Annotated in this window: 16 protein-coding genes; 10 read left to right on the top strand and 6 right to left on the bottom strand. The window is 63.2% G+C overall.

Features of this window, described 5'->3' with window-relative positions:
- Nucleotides 1-165 precede the first annotated feature (165 nt).
- From ACP7B7_RS26690 to ACP7B7_RS26675, 4 genes are all read left to right on the top strand, one after another.
- Nucleotides 166-774 carry a hypothetical protein gene (locus tag ACP7B7_RS26690; protein ID WP_426078703.1) on the top strand — a complete coding sequence of 203 codons (609 nt, stop codon included), beginning with the start codon at nucleotides 166-168 and terminating at the stop codon, nucleotides 772-774.
- Nucleotides 775-902: 128 nt separating this feature from the next.
- Nucleotides 903-1,232, top strand: a complete 330-nt coding sequence (locus ACP7B7_RS26685) for a hypothetical protein (RefSeq protein WP_426078702.1) — start codon at nucleotides 903-905, stop codon at nucleotides 1,230-1,232.
- 3 nt (nucleotides 1,233-1,235) lie between these two features.
- Nucleotides 1,236-1,559 (top strand): immunity protein Imm33 domain-containing protein, encoded by a 324-nt coding sequence (locus ACP7B7_RS26680; RefSeq protein WP_426078701.1) that lies wholly within the window; start codon nucleotides 1,236-1,238, stop codon nucleotides 1,557-1,559.
- Nucleotides 1,560-1,653: 94 nt separating this feature from the next.
- On the top strand, nucleotides 1,654-3,120 hold the full coding sequence (locus tag ACP7B7_RS26675; protein WP_426078700.1) for a serine hydrolase: 1,467 nt from the start codon (nucleotides 1,654-1,656) through the stop codon (nucleotides 3,118-3,120).
- Nucleotides 3,121-3,379: 259 nt separating this feature from the next.
- Here the strand turns inward: ACP7B7_RS26675 and ACP7B7_RS26670 are convergent, their stop codons facing one another.
- The 5 genes from ACP7B7_RS26670 to ACP7B7_RS26650 form a co-directional block, all read right to left on the bottom strand.
- The gene (locus tag ACP7B7_RS26670) at nucleotides 3,380-4,153 is read right to left on the bottom strand and encodes a ferredoxin--NADP reductase (RefSeq protein WP_308921213.1); all 774 of its coding nucleotides are present in this window, start codon (nucleotides 4,151-4,153) and stop codon (nucleotides 3,380-3,382) included.
- Between the two features lie 242 nt (nucleotides 4,154-4,395).
- The gene (locus ACP7B7_RS26665) at nucleotides 4,396-4,971 is read right to left on the bottom strand and encodes a DJ-1/PfpI family protein (RefSeq protein WP_308921212.1); all 576 of its coding nucleotides are present in this window, start codon (nucleotides 4,969-4,971) and stop codon (nucleotides 4,396-4,398) included.
- 66 nt (nucleotides 4,972-5,037) lie between these two features.
- Nucleotides 5,038-5,964 carry a Gfo/Idh/MocA family protein gene (locus ACP7B7_RS26660; RefSeq protein WP_308921211.1) on the bottom strand — a complete coding sequence of 309 codons (927 nt, stop codon included), beginning with the start codon at nucleotides 5,962-5,964 and terminating at the stop codon, nucleotides 5,038-5,040.
- Between the two features lie 42 nt (nucleotides 5,965-6,006).
- Nucleotides 6,007-6,993 carry an aldo/keto reductase gene (locus ACP7B7_RS26655; protein ID WP_426078699.1) on the bottom strand — a complete coding sequence of 329 codons (987 nt, stop codon included), beginning with the start codon at nucleotides 6,991-6,993 and terminating at the stop codon, nucleotides 6,007-6,009.
- A 15-nt stretch (nucleotides 6,994-7,008) separates the two neighbouring features.
- The gene (locus ACP7B7_RS26650; RefSeq protein WP_308921209.1) at nucleotides 7,009-7,785 is read right to left on the bottom strand and encodes an SDR family NAD(P)-dependent oxidoreductase; all 777 of its coding nucleotides are present in this window, start codon (nucleotides 7,783-7,785) and stop codon (nucleotides 7,009-7,011) included.
- 137 nt (nucleotides 7,786-7,922) lie between these two features.
- Between ACP7B7_RS26650 and ACP7B7_RS26645 the strand changes: the two genes are divergently transcribed.
- Nucleotides 7,923-8,864, top strand: a complete 942-nt coding sequence (locus ACP7B7_RS26645; protein WP_426078698.1) for a LysR family transcriptional regulator — start codon at nucleotides 7,923-7,925, stop codon at nucleotides 8,862-8,864.
- Here ACP7B7_RS26645 and ACP7B7_RS26640 read toward each other — a convergent pair.
- A complete protein-coding gene (locus ACP7B7_RS26640; protein WP_308921207.1) occupies nucleotides 8,844-9,671 on the bottom strand; it encodes a DUF2306 domain-containing protein in 828 nt (275 codons plus the stop codon). The two genes, ACP7B7_RS26645 and ACP7B7_RS26640, sit on opposite strands and share 21 nt — an antisense overlap.
- A gap of 134 nt (nucleotides 9,672-9,805) precedes the next feature.
- On the opposite strand from ACP7B7_RS26640, the gene ACP7B7_RS26635 reads away from it, so the two are divergent.
- The 5 genes from ACP7B7_RS26635 (at nucleotide 9,806) to ACP7B7_RS26615 (ending at nucleotide 14,475) form a co-directional block, all read left to right on the top strand.
- Entirely contained in the window at nucleotides 9,806-10,885 is a 1,080-nt protein-coding gene (locus ACP7B7_RS26635) for a sensor histidine kinase (protein ID WP_426078697.1), read from the top strand.
- A 10-nt stretch (nucleotides 10,886-10,895) separates the two neighbouring features.
- Entirely contained in the window at nucleotides 10,896-11,654 is a 759-nt protein-coding gene (locus ACP7B7_RS26630; protein ID WP_308921205.1) for a LytR/AlgR family response regulator transcription factor, read from the top strand.
- A gap of 70 nt (nucleotides 11,655-11,724) precedes the next feature.
- On the top strand, nucleotides 11,725-12,825 hold the full coding sequence (locus ACP7B7_RS26625; protein WP_308921204.1) for a hypothetical protein: 1,101 nt from the start codon (nucleotides 11,725-11,727) through the stop codon (nucleotides 12,823-12,825).
- Nucleotides 12,826-12,964: 139 nt separating this feature from the next.
- Nucleotides 12,965-13,474 carry an RNA polymerase sigma factor gene (locus ACP7B7_RS26620; RefSeq protein WP_426078705.1) on the top strand — a complete coding sequence of 170 codons (510 nt, stop codon included), beginning with the start codon at nucleotides 12,965-12,967 and terminating at the stop codon, nucleotides 13,472-13,474.
- Nucleotides 13,471-14,475: a FecR family protein gene (locus ACP7B7_RS26615; RefSeq protein WP_426078696.1), complete on the top strand. Its 1,005-nt coding sequence runs from the start codon at nucleotides 13,471-13,473 to the stop codon at nucleotides 14,473-14,475. Before ACP7B7_RS26620 ends, ACP7B7_RS26615 begins: the two co-directional genes overlap by 4 nt.
- The last annotated feature ends 59 nt before the right edge of the window (nucleotides 14,476-14,534 follow it).

The following is a 14,534-nucleotide window of genomic DNA, read 5'->3' as shown; positions in this document are numbered from 1 at the left end:
AGGCCGGATATAAGACTGCGACCTCAACTGAACCTATCGTGTGAAGTTACTTGACCTCCGGGAGGCGTCCATATAAGTGCTTCCCTAAACGTCAACGTACCCGCGTATTTCAACACAATAGGCCGAAGACGGACAGTCGGATATGACAAACTTGTACTGAGGAATATGAAAGAATTACTGGAATCCTTAAACGAAAATTTTGACGATGCTGAAGGTTGGATTCGACTTGTCGATGCTAACTGGTTTGCAAATGACCTCAAGTTAAATCTGTCGATTCAATTTTACGATGGCCGTGACCCGGAAATGTGGGAGATTTCTTGTCTTGGAGTCGTCGAGGAGTCTCTTTGTTCAAGCGGGGCAGAGGCGCTTTCCCTTTCGAATGATTCCCCATTGCTGAAGCCTTTTCTAGAGCCGGTAGTCGACATCATGTTTTTCAAAAACGCAGTGGCGCCTGAGACTTTGTTCGGTATTGTTTGTTCATGCTGCATAGAAGTCATGGGCAGGCCGGAAAGCATCGCAAGATTCATGAATGCGGCGCCGACCATCAAGGGAATATCCAGTTCGAACTACGGACTACTCGGGAGATTCCCCGAGTCGGTGGCAAAACACATTCTGGCGGCGTTAAAGGACAAGCCCGTTACCTCGAACGCATTACCCGGCCACCTGCCAACGCGCTGGGACGGTTCAAAGCACGTGGGCTATGGGAAACTGCAAGTACTCGAATTTGGGCGGTCGTATATTGTTGCAGAGCAGTTTAGTGCCTGTCGCGTCTAGCAAGGGGCAGAAGATTCCTCGCCAGGGTTGAAGTGCAGCTAGCTACCGGCGTAAAAGGTCGGTCGAGTAGATGTAGAAAATCATGCGGCTTGTGTCAAATTTCTTTATCTACATAATAATCATCTTTTATGGATCAAAATAGAATCAAACAAGCCCACGCCTTGGTCAGCGAGTTGTTGGCCGCCATCAATACACGCGATAGTGAAGCCATACAAACGCTGTGCTGTTTTTCCAGCGCCTGCGCGGACGAAGTATTCGAGGCAATCGACAGTTATTTCCAGCGCGGCGTTACCCTTGCGCTAGGGCCTGCCCCCGACTGGTATCCGATGAACAATGGCGCGCTGGGCATGGCGTGCGAGCTGTTTGCCGATGGCGAGCCGGGCGAGGCGCGGCTGCACCTGGACGTTGCCGACCAGGACGGCGTTCTGATCCTGCATTACCAATACATAGGATCGTGAAGCATGACCATCAACGAAAATCAGCAGCAAATCTGCGCCAGGCACGGCCTGGCCGCGCAGGCGCCCGAAGCGATGGTGGCCGTGGCGACCGCCAGCCTGGACCAGTCGCCCATCTACGGCACCCGCATCGCCTTGCCCGAGAACGGTACCATTAGCTGGTTTATCCATTGCGGCGAACATTCCGATGCGGCGGATTTTTACCAGCCGCTGCACACGGCGCACCTGCGGGAGCTGCTGCCGCAGGTGCTCGACTACCTGGCCTTGCCTAGCGGCGCGAAGTTCATTCTCGACCGCGATGGATACGAGGATGTGTGGATGGAAGAGTAAGCAGCGCGTGCCCCGCGATTTGTTTTGACCTTGATAAATAGATATGCAAGACTGCGAGTCCTTCTTGTAATATTTCTATATGGAAAGAGTCACCATGAACCGTCGCCTGCCGCTGGCTGCCCTGCTGATCGCGCTCGTTGCCGCACCTGCCATCGCCAGTGCTGCGGCCAAGACGGCGCCAGCCGGCCAGGCAAGCACGGTCGAGCAGGGCGTCGCCGCCTTTTTGCAAAACGAAATGCAGGAGCGGCAAATTCCCGGCTTGCAGATTGCGGTGATACAGCACGGCAAGGTAGTCCTGGCGCGTAACTCTGGCCTGGCTTCCCTGCAATTTGGCGTGCCGGTGGTTGACTCCAGCCTGTTTTCCATCAATTCCGCCACCAAGGCATTCACGGGCGTGGCCATCATGCAGCTGGTGCAACAGGGCAAGGTCGAGCTCGACGCGCCCGTCTCGCGCTATCTGCCGGACCTGCCGCAAGCCTGGCAAGCCGTGACGGTCACCCAGTTGCTGAACCATACGTCCGGCCTGCCCGATGTGCTGAACCAGGCCACCGGCAAGCTGGTCGGACCGCAGCCCGATGACAATGATGCGGCCTGGAAAGCCGTGCAGGCGTTGCCGATGGACTTCCAGCCGGGCCAGCGCTACCGCTACAACCAGACCAATTACGTCTTGCTGGCACAGCTGATCGAGCGGCAAAGCGGGCTGGCCTTCGTGGAGTTCATCCGGCGCGGGCAGTTCGATCCTGCCGGCATGCCCGACAGCGGCTTTGGCGACGCCAAGGACGTGGTGCGCAACAAGGCCACCTCCTACTATCTCGCAGGCAAGGATTACCGCAATGTGATCGAGGATTTCCCCGTCTTCATGCGCGCTGGCGCCGGCATCAACAGCAATACGGGTGAACTGGCCAAATGGCTGATCGCGCTGCAGTCCGGCCGCTTGCTGGAAGCGGCCAGCGTGACACGGCTGTGGCAGCTGAGCACGCTCAATGATGGCAAGCCGGCGCCGTGGGCGCTGGGCTGGCCCGCCATCCGCCGCGACGCACACCGCGCCGTGGCCGGTATCGGCGGCGCACGCTCGGCCTTTTATGTGTATCCAAACGACGACCTGGCGATCATCATCCTGACCAACCTGGCCGGCGGACAACCCGAGCAGCTGATCGATACGGTGGCCGGCTTTTATCTGCCCGCCTTGCGCCAGGAACTGGGCGGCAGCCATGCCCTGTATTTGCTGCGGCAAGCCATCGGCAAGGGCGGCTTTGACAAAATGGACCAGCAACTGGCGTCCATCCGCCAGCAGCATGCGCTGCCCGCGCCGGACGAAAACGACCTGAATGCCTGGGGCTATCGCCTGCTGCGCCGGCAGCAGGCCAGCGACGCCATCGCCGTGTTCAAGCTGGCGGTAAGGCTGTACCCAGGGAGCGCCAACGGCCACGACAGCCTGGCCGAGGCCGGCGAGGCGGCAGGCGACACCGCGCTTGCCGTCACCCACTATCGCCGCTCGGTCGAGCTCGATCCGGGCAACCAGCACGCCATCGCCCGCCTGAAAGCGCTGGCGCCGAACTAGGCTACAGGGCCTGCACGGCGGCGTCGACCAGCGCCCTTGGATGACTTTCTTGCGATAGGTCGAGGCCAGGCGCTGATGTTGATTCGCCAGGTAGGGCAGCACGCCGTCTATCCATATGTCGCCATTGCCGCCGCCATTCGCGCGTACGTCGATGATCAACTTGCTGACGCCGCTTTTCCGCATAAATCACCGCTGGAAACGCCAAGGGCCTGGCGTTGCCGCGTACGGCAAGGCCAGGCCCCCGGGAGCAGGAGAGAGATTACTTCTCGGCGAATGCGCGCTCGACGACAAAGTCGCCAGGCGTGGAGGTGTTGCCTTCCTTGAAGCCGCGCTCTTCCAGCATTTCCTTCAGGTCGCGCAGCATGTCGGAGCTGCCGCAGATCATCACGCGGTCGACTGCCGGGTCCAGCGCAGGCACGCCCAGGTCTTCGAACAGCTTGCCGCTTTCGATCAGGGACGTGATGCGGCCCATGTTGCGGAAGTCTTCGCGGGTGACGGTCGGGTAGTAGCGCAGCTTGTCGGTCACCATTTCGCCCAGGAACTCGTGGTTCGGCAGGTGCTCGACCAGCAGGTCGTGGTAGGCCAGCTCATCGACCTGGCGCACGCCGTGCACGAGGATCAATTGATCGAAGCGTTCGTAGATGTCCGGATCGCGCACGATGGACAGGAAGGGTGCCAGGCCAGTGCCGGTCGACAGCATGTACAGGCGCTTGCCTGGCAGCAGGTAGTCGGACACCAGGGTGCCGGTCGGCTTGCGGCCGACGATCACGGTGTCGCCCACTTCCAGGTGCTGCAGGCGCGAGGTCAGCGGGCCGCCCGGTACCTTGATGCTGAAAAACTCCAGGTGCTCTTCGTAGTTGGCGCTGGCGATACTGTAGGCGCGCAGCAGCGGCTTGCCGTCGACGCGCAGGCCGATCATCGTGAAATGACCGTTCGAGAAACGCAACGAAGGATCGCGCGTAGTCGTAAAGGAGAACAGGGTATCCGTCCAGTGGTGCACGCTTAAGACGCGCTCTTCATTCATCGAACTCATAGTATTTGTTTGCTGGTCAAAAAAATGGTTAGGTGCTGGCAACTGCTGGCAAAAAAAGTGACATCCTGCGTAGGTCAACCCCTATTGTAACGGCCCCGACGCGAAATTGTTACCGTCTATCGCCGCCAATGTCGCCGCACGCGGTGCCGACATTATAGTGCCGATGGCAAGATCCGGCTGCAAAAGCACGAAAATGGGGGCGTGGACAGGGCGAAAATCTTGATCTGAGGCAGTTTTGGCGCTTATCCTTGCCGGCCGTGCTCGGCGGCATGCAAGGCCAGGTAACCCTTCAAGCCATCATCGGCGATGCCCAGCGCCGCCAGCACGGCCGCCGTAAATGTCACCGGCGCGGTGCCGGGCGCCGTGATCACGCGCCGGTCCGCCACCGCATGCGGCACGTCCTGGTACAGCGCCGCACCGGCATAGGTGATGATGGACGCCAGATTGTCGGCCGAATTCGAGGTATGGCGTACCTCGTCGAGCACGCCCGCCTGCGCCAGCACGCGCGTGCCGTCGCAGATGCCGGCCAGCACCACCTGGCGCCGGTGCGCGTCGAGCAGCAGGGCCTTGATATCGGGCGCATCCGCGCCTTGCCAGGCCGGGCCGCCGCATACCAGCAGCACATCGAGCCCATCGAGCTCAATGTCATCGATGGCCAGCTGCGGCGTGACCAGCATGCCGCCCGACGACAGCACGGGCTGGCCTTGCGGCGTGGCGAAGCGCGTGTCGAAGTTGTAATACAGGCGGGCGGTGGCATTGAACAGACCGGTTTCCCAGTCGGCGAATTGTTCGGTAAGGATGGTGATGGCGCGCGGCATGTGAATCTCCTGTGAAGTCAGATTGATATGATAGGCCGCGCGCCCGTCAGTTCCTGTCAGCAGCGATCAGCTTTCGAACGCGTCGACCACCTTGCGCTTGCCCAGCATAAAGGCGTCGGCCACATGGCGCAGCGGCGACAGGTCGACGTCGGATTTGCCGCTCTGCACCAGGCCGGCGAAATGGCGGTACAGGGAAGGGTACTCGCCTTCGTCGCCCAGTTCCTGCGCCACGTCGTCCAGCCACAGTTTCGCGCCGCCATCGGCCATGCGCAGCACGCCGGCCTCGGTGGTGACGATGATGTCCCAGCTTTGCTTGCCGGTCTGACGCCAGTCGAATTCGGCATGGACATCCAGGCCGTTGGCGTCGGTAAAGCGCAGGTCGGCGGCGATCGGCGCGTCGCGGTTGGCCGGGAACTCGAGCACGCCGGATTTGAGGAACATGGCGTTCGGCAAAATTTCAGTGACGATCGACAGGGCGTTGATGCCCGGATCGAACACGCCCAGGCCGCCCGCTTCCCAGATCCATTCCTGGCCCGGATGCCAGTGGCGCACGTCTTCCTTCCAGATCACCTGCACCTGGCGCGGCGCATGCTTGGCCAGGAAAGCCTTGATCACCTGCACCGCCGGCGCATGGCGCGAATGCCAGCTGGCGAACAGGGTCACGCCCTTGGACCGGGCCAGCTGGTCCAGGTCTTCCACTTCCGACAGGGTGGCGCCGGGTGGCTTTTCCATGAATACATGCTTGCCGGCCAACAGCGCGGCCCGCGCCGCCTGGTAGCGGTGCTGGGGCGGCATGCACAGGGCGACCGCTTCGATGTCCGGCTGCTGGGCCAGCATCTCGTCGATCGAGGTAAAACCTGGCAAGCCTGGAATGGTGGCGTTGCGGCTGGCCGAGGCCAGCAGTTGAAAGTCGCCGTTGGCGGCGATGGCGGGCAGATGCTGGTCGGTGGCAATCTTGCCGACGCCGACAATCCCCAGTTTGATAGCTGGCATTGAATATTTCTCTTTCTTCTAAGTCACACAGGAGTTGCAATCTTACCAGCGCTGATGCACGAATGGGGCGATGCGATGCTGGTAAAGAGCGCGCAGCGCGTCCATGGTATCGGGGCTCAAGGCGGGCAGGCCGCTGGCCGCGCTGTTGGCCTTGGCTTGCTGCGCATTGCGCGCGCCCGGAATCACGGTGCTGACGCTGTCTTCCATCAAGATCCAGCGCAAGGCGAACTGTGCCATCGTGGCGTTGTCCGGCACCAGACGGCGAATCTCCTCCACCACGTCCAGGGCCACCTCATATGGCACGCCGGAAAAGGTTTCACCCTTGTCGAAGGCTTCGCCATTGCGGTTGAAGGCGCGGTGGTCGTCCGCGGCAAACGCCGTATTGGCGTTCATCTTGCCCGTCAACACGCCGGAGGCGAGCGGCACGCGCACGATCACGCCGATCTCGCGCTTTTTCGCCTGCGCGAAAAACAGCTGGTTCGGGCGCTGGCGGAAAATATTGTAGATGATCTGGATAGACGCCACGTTCGGGTATTCGATGGCTTTCAGCGCTTCCTCGACCTTTTCCACCGACACGCCGTAATGGCGGATCTTGCCGGCGGTGACCATGCGGTCCATCACGTCAAACACTTCAGGGCGGTAATACACATCCGGCGGCGGGCAGTGCAGCTGCACCAGGTCGAGGCAATCGGTGTCGAGGTTGACCAGCGAGCGCTCGACAAAGGCGACCAGGTTTTCCTCGTTATAGCCGTCCGCCACATGTGGCGACAGCCTACGCCCGGCCTTGGTGGCCACATACGGGCGTGCGCCGCCGCGTTCCTTGAGTACCTCGGCAATAAAGCGCTCGGAGCGGCCATCGCCGTAGACGTCGGCCGTGTCGATAAAGCTGGTGCCGGCGTCGAGCGCCGCATGCAGGGCCGCCTTGGCGTCCTCGCTGCTGACGTCGCCCCAGGCGCCGCCGATGGCCCAGGCGCCAAAGCCGATTTCGGAAATGCTGTGGCCGGTGCGGCCGAATACACGTTGTTTCATTTTTTAATCCTTCTCTTAGGGCATTAACTGGCCGCCGTTGACTTCAATAATCTGCCCGGTGATATAGCCGGACAGCGCTTCCGAAGCGAGGAACAAAAAGGCGCCCACGCATTCCTGCGGCAGGCCGGCGCGGCCCATGGGGATGGTGGCGCTCTGCGCGGCCATCATGGCGTCGGGCGTGTCGCGCACGTGGAACGGCGTCAGGATCAGGCCGGGCGCCACCGCGTTGACGCGGATCTTGTCGGCCACGAATTCCTTGGCCTGGCCGCGCGTCAGGCTGCTGACAAAGCTCTTTGCCGCCGCATACAGCACGGCGCCGCCACCGCCGCCATTCCTGGCCGCAATCGATGTCGTGTTGATGATAAAGCCCCCGCCGGCCGCTTTCAGGTGCGGGTGGGCGGCGATGCTGGCCTGCCAGACGGATTTGGCGTTCAGGTCCAGTACCTCGTCGAAATGCGCGTCCGTCGCCTGCACGGTGGGAATGCGGCCCAACATGCTGCCCGCATTGTTGATCAGGCCGTCGAGCCCGCCCAGCAGGCGCGCCGCCTCGCCGACCACGCGTGCCACTTCGCCCGCAGCGCCCAGGTCGCCCTGCAGCACGATGATCTGCTCGGGATACTGCGCGCGCAGCTGCTCGGCCGGCTCCGCGCTGGCGTTGTAGTGCAGCACCACGCGCGCGCCTTGCGCCGCAAAGCCCAGCACCACGGCCGCGCCGATGCCGGTCGAGCCGCCCGTGATCAGGATGCGCTTGCCGGCCAGGTCGCCCAGGGTCATGCTTGTTGATGGATTCATTGCCGCTCCGCTGTTGATGTTGTTGTGGGCACCATCGTACTGTGGATGAGGGCGGCCATGATAAGATTTGAAGTGAATCTGATTCATTGAAATGCTTACGAATTTTCATCCATGCCTTTTCCTTATTTTCGTAACCCATGTCCGTCTTTGACCGTATCGAACTGGCCGACCTGCGGGTCTTTCTCACCATTATGCGCACGCGCAGCTTCAAGGCGGCCGCCATCCAGCTGGGCCTGACGCCGTCGGCAGCCAGCCACGCCATGCGCCGGCTGGAAGAGCGTCTCGGCGCCAAGCTGCTGAACCGCTCCAGCCGCGCCGTGGCGCCGACCGACACGGGCCTGGCCCTGGCCGCGCGGCTGGAGGATGGTTTCGATACCATAGGCCATGCCTTGGCCGAAATCGACGCGCCCGGCGCCGGCCGCTTCGGCGAGCTGCGCATCAATGTGTTCGCCGACGCGGCCCACCTGATGATCGCGCCGGCGCTGCCCGAATTTGCCCGCCTGTGCCCGCACGTGAAACTGACCGTGGTGGTGGAAGACCGGCCCATCGATATCGTGGCAGGCGGTTATGACGCCGGCATCCGCTACGGCGACTATGTGCCGGAAGACATGATCGCCGTGCCGCTGTCGGGACCGCAGCGCTGGGTGGTGGCCGGTTCGCCCGACTACCTGGCACGCCATGGCGTACCGCGGCGGCTGGAAGACCTGGCACAGCACAGCTGTTTGCAATTGCTGCTGGGAGACAATTCCAGCTACCGCTGGGAGCTGAGCAGTGGCGCCAGCGGCAGCGGCGCCCACAAGCCGGCCAAGCGCGGCATCCGCGTGCCGGGCCTGATCACCATCAACGACACGGCCACCACCATCACCGCCGCCAAGGCCGGGGTCGGCCTGGGTTATCTGCTGGAAAGCCGCATCGCGGCCGAGCTGGCAGAAGGCAGCTTGCGCGTGGTGCTGGACGAATTTGCCGCCAGGGGCGAACCGTTCCATATGTATTACAGCAGCCGGCGCCATAATCATCCGGCCTTGCGGACCCTGGTGGACATTATCCGGCGCCAGCAGTCACTGGGCGAGTTGCGGTAGCCACAGGCCCATGGTTGCCACGGCAACGCCCGCCGCCATCGCCAGGCTCAAGCTGGCCAGCAGCAGCGCCATGCACCAGTGTGCCAGCGCGCCGCCATGCGCGCGGCAGCGCAGATACAGCTCCAGCACGGCCAGCGGCAGCAGATACTGGGCCCAGGAAAGAAAGCTCAAGAAGGGACCGCGAAAGGTGGCGGGGTCGAAACCGGCCGGCCCGCCATTCGCGGCCAGCCAGAACATCAGCCCGACCCGGAAGAACCAGACGCCGCTGACGGCCAGGAACAGGCGCGAGGCCCAGCGGCGGTGCGCGGCGATATCGCCTTGCAGCACGCGCCGCAGGGCCAGGCCGGCAAACAGCAGCACCAGCACGGCGTTGACGCTGATGCCCACATGCTGCACCGTATCGCCGACCGCGCCGCGCCACCACACCATATACATCCCGGACAGGGCGGCCACCACGGCGCCGGCGAGATACACGCGGCCATTCCAGCGATGCAGGCGCGGCGCCAGGCGGCGCACTTGGGGCAGCAACTGCAGGGCGCCGCCCAGCATGATGATGGCCGCCAGCAGCAAATGCACGGCGGTGGCGGCATTGCCCACGCCGTCGCCCGCCACATGGCCGTGCGTCATGACCTGGTTCCAGAGCGCCAGATTGCCGCGCGCGGCGTGGCCGCCATACAGCAGGACGATATAACCGGCAAAGATCAGCTGGCCGGCGACGGTGACAAGAAAGAACAGGCCAGCGGCGCCGGCCAGGGCCAGGCGCGGCAAGGCGGGATTGCCGGTATTGCTGAAAGTAATCGATGTCATGAAGTGCTCCCGGTGGTTGTGCAGGCATCAAGATAGGCGCGCGCCGGGCAGGATGCGGGCAATCGCGCGATCGCTGCGACGAACGGCGGTTTTCCGGGCTTGAACCACGCTGGCATAGCGGTTATCGTGTAGGCATGACGCCACCGCTATCCACTCCTGCTGTTTCCGCTGGCGCGCGCCGGCTGCTGCCCACCGCGCGTCAGGTGCTGGTGGTGGCCCTATTTACGCTGGGGCTGTCGTGGATATTGCACCTGCTCAGCGGTACCTCCTACCTGGGCGTGTTCGGCCGCATCGGCTTTATCGGCGCCGCCTTGCTGATGGCCTACGCGGCGGCCGAGGCCCTGCGTCCGCGCTGGCTGCCGCTGGGCGCGGCGCGCCTGCTGGCGGTGGTGCTGGCCGCGCCGGTGGCGGCGCTGGCGACGGCGGTCGCCACCCAGCGCGGCCAGTTCATCGCCTATCTGGCCGACACCCAGACCCGCGTCGGCCACTTCCTGATGGTGCTGCTGGCCGTGTTGTTCGGCCTGCTGTTTTCCCTGCTGGCGATGCGCAGCGAACGCAAGGAGCGCGAGCGCGCCGACCGCCTGCAGGCCGAACTGGAAAAAAACACCCTGGCGCGCGAACTGGTGGACGCGCGCCTGCGCCTGCTGCAGGCGCAGATCGAGCCGCATTTCCTGTTCAACACCCTGGCCAACGTGGAAGCGCTGGTGGCCACCGGGTCGGCCAATGCCGGGCCGGTGCTGCGCCACCTGATTGCCTACCTGCGCGCCGCCATGCCGCGCCTGCACGATGCCGATGCCACGCTGGCGACGGAATTGCAGCTGGTGCGCGCCTATCTGGAACTGATGCGCCTGCGCATGCCCGACCGCCTGCAATTTACCGTGCTTGACGCCGCCTGGGCCGGCAGCCTGCGTTTTCCTGCCATGGCCTTGCTGACCCTGGTGGAAAACGCCGTGCGCCACGGCATCGATCCGGCCCTGGAGGGCGGCAGCATCGAGGTCGGCGCCAGCGTCGCGGCGGCCAGCGGAGAAATCACCGTCTGGGTCAGCGACACGGGCGTGGGCATGAGCGAAACCGCCCAGCCCGGCACGGGTCTGGCCAATCTGCGCAGCCGCCTGCAAGGCTGTTATGGGGCCGGTGCACGCCTGGTCCTGCATGAAGTGGCGCCGCACGGCATGCGCGCCGAATTGTGTTTTACTGCGCCCCTAGCGGCATGAGGAACCCGTCATGAAACCAGTTTCGGCGCTGATCGCCGACGACGAACCGCTGCTGCGCGAACGCTTGCGCAGCCACCTGGCCAGGCTGTGGCCCGCGCTGCGACTGCTGGACGACGCACGCAATGGCCAGGAGGCGCTGGAACTGTTCGAGCTGCACCAGCCGGAGATCGTCTTTCTCGATATTCATATGCCGGGAATAAACGGCATCGCGGTGGCGCGCGCCATGGCGCGCCGCGCCCAGTTGGTGTTCGTCACCGCGTATGAACAATATGCGGTACAGGCGTTCGAGCAGGGCGCCGTCGACTACCTGGTAAAACCCGTCGATGCGGATCGCCTGGCCGACACCATCGACCGTTTGCGACAGCGCCTGACCAGTGCGCCGCCGGCAGGCGCGCTGGACGCCATGTTTGATCAGCTGGCCGCGCGCCTGGCACAGCCGCCAGCGCGCTTGCAATGGATCAAGGCATCGGTCGGCGCCAGCGTGCGGCTGATCCCTGTCGAGCAGGTGCGCTTCCTGCGCGCCGAAGAAAAGTACACGCTGGTGGCGTGGGAGGAGGGCGAGGCGCTGATACGCAAGAGCATACGCGAGCTGGCCGAACAACTGGACCCCGAACGTTTCGTGCAGACCCACCGCTCGGTGATCGTCAACCTGGCCCATGTCAGCGAAGTGGTGCGGGGCCTCAACGAAACGGCGGAACTCCATCTGCGCGGCGGGGGCCAGGTATTGCCCGTCAGCCGCAGCTATCTGCATCATTTCCGCCAAATGTGAGCGGCATCCGGGCTGCCATGGAGCATAATCTGCGGAAATCTTGTTCGGGTAGCCATTCCTTCGGAGCGCCATGAAAAACCTCAGTCCAGTCCAGCCATTTCAAGCGAGCGTGACCACCACCAGCCATGGCGCGCTGACCACCTTGACGGTGGATACCTCGCTGTCGGCCAAGGAAAGCATCGCCTCGGGCGAAAAAAGCCTGCTGACGAACTATGTGTACCGCGAGGACGGCACCTACCAGCTGGTGTACACGCTGGTGGACCGGGATGGCCAGGCCGAGCATTTCGCCGAAGACGACGGCATCCTGCCGACCCTGTTTCTCGGCCCGCGGCAGGAAGCCTGGGTGTCCATCGTGCCGTACCACCCCGACAAGGAACTGGAAATCAGCATTCCCGTGTTCCGGCGCGAACAGGTCGAGGCGCCGAAAGGCAACCGGCCGTTTGTGGGCGACTTTATTGGCAGCACGGAAACGGCAGCGATCTTTCATGATGCGGACTGGTCCGATACCAAGCCCGACAAGATGCTGGTGATGCGGTTCGAGAATGGCTTGCTGAAAAAGAAAAGCAATCTCAAGCTGGCACTGCCGGGCAATAACAAGGTGGCGGTCACCAACTCGACCATACAATTGCTGGCTCACGTGGACGACAACTGGCTGCATCGTGAAATCGATGAGCAGGGCAATGAACTGCGGCGCAGGAGCATTGCGGCCAACGGTATTTATGGCCTGCAGATACTGGCACTGTCGTTTGACGGCGATTCGTACTTGCTGGCCCAGCATGCTGGGCATATCGTGACCGTCAAAATCGATATGGCCGGCAACAGCGAGCTGGTCAACTTGATCGCTTTCGAGGACGAATTCTTCAATACCTGGCGGCCCGAAGCGATCGGTGATGATACCTTTGTAACCCGCTTTAACTGCGAGTTCGGCAATGGCTGGCTGACCACTCGCCAGGACCAGCTGCTTGAGCTGTATTACGGCAAGGATGACAGCGGCTATCGCAACCTGCTGAACGGCGAGCTGCTGCCACTGCCGCAGGACAACCTGGTCATTTCCAGCCTCAACCGCACGGCACAGCACGCCTATGCGGTGGTGCTGTATCCGATGGCCGGCGATGAGGACAGCACCAGGCAATTGCTGATCCTGAACCGCACGCTGGCCGCCGCGATTTAACTCGACAGTCCAGGCCGCGCCCGGCATAATGAGAATCTTTCTTATTTGCAATTGCCCCTACAGATCAGCCGCCGCGATATCTGGACGGTTCACCTTTCACGGCCGTGCCATGCCTGTGCTTGAGCGTTATTAACGAGGACTGCTGAATTTCTGCGCGCGCATGGTACGCGACCGCGATGCGGCCGCCGACCTGGTGCAGGAAAGCTACGCCCGCGTGCTGGCCGTGCGCAATGCCGGCCAGGAGATCCCCGAGCCGCGCGCCTTGCTGCACCAGACGGCGCGGCGCTTGATCATCGACCGCCACCGGCGCGAGGCGATCCGCCAGCACGACGATCTCGACAGCCTGCCCGAATCGGAACAGCCGGCCGCGCCCGCGCACCTGGAACCGGAATCGGTGTATGCGCACGAACAGCATGCGCTGGCCTTCGTCGCCGTGATCGACGCGCTGCCGCCCCGTTGCCGTGAAGCCTTCGTGCTGAACCGTTTCGAGGGACTGTCGCACCAGGAAGTGGCCGAGCAAATGGGTATTTCAAAGCACATGGTGGCGCAGCATATTATCCGCGCGGTACTGGCCTGCAAGGCCTGCGAGGAACGCCTGGGCGTGCCCGCCACCTGGCCGCAGGCGGTGAAGCGAGGACGGCCGGCATGAACCAGCACGACACGATCGGCCACACCGTCGACCTCGACCTGGTAGCGGCCAGCTGGCAGGTGCGCCGCCAGGATGGCTTGACCGCGCAGGAAGAGGCGCAGTTCCAGGCCTGGCTGGCTCTTGATGCCACGCATCGGCAGGCTTATGCGCGCATGGAAGGCGTGTGGAGCGGGCTGGGCGAACTGCATCCCACTGCCGTGGCGCAACTGGCCCGGGCGGTGCCGGCGCGCAAAAAACCGGCGTCCGGCCTGCTGCGCCTGGCGACGGCAGCGCTGGCCGTCTGCGTGTCGGGCGCCGGCTGGCTGGGCTGGGATCATTACCAGCGGCAGCCGATTTTCCATGAAAGCTTTGCCAGCGCGCGCGGCGAACTGCTCGATGTGCACTTGCCCGACGGCAGCGTGATGAAGCTCGATACGGCCACCAGGGTGGAAGTGACGCTGTACCGCCAGCGGCGCGAAGTGCGCCTGCCGGAAGGGCAAGTCATGTTTTCGGTGCGGCACGACAGCCAGAAACCGTTTGAGGTACTGACCGATACCTTGCGCGTGACCGTGGTCGGCACGCGCTTTGCCGTACGCAATACCCATGCCGGCTTCGGGCAGGCGGGTGAAGCCGTGACGGTGGAGGACGGGCGTGTGCGGGTTGCCACGGCCGGCAGCGCCAGCGCGGTGGAACTGACGGCCGGCGAATCGGTGCAGGCCAACCGGGCAGGCGCGCTGGGCACGGTCGACACCCGGCTTGCCCACGGCGCCTTGCTGTGGCGCGAAGGCCGCATCAATTTCGACGGCACGCCTTTGGCGCAGGCGGTGGCGGAATTCGAACGCTATGGCGATACCCGGCTGGTGATCAAGGATCCCATCGTCGCCGCCATGCGCGTCAATGGCAGTTTCGATGCGCGCCTGGCGGCCGATTTCGGCAGCGCCTTGCCACTGGTGTTGCCGGTGCGCTTGCGCGAGCAGGGTGGCGTGACGGAAATCGTGGCGGCGGGCAAGCCCGCCAAATAATGCAAAATAATTGAAAATACATATCAACTAGTGGCAAGCTCATGCGTCTGCATTGGTAG

The organism is Janthinobacterium sp. PSPC3-1 (assembly GCF_049896105.1).
Taxonomy (GTDB): Bacteria; Pseudomonadota; Gammaproteobacteria; order Burkholderiales; family Burkholderiaceae_D; genus Janthinobacterium.
This window is presented reverse-complemented; position numbering and strand designations above follow the sequence as displayed.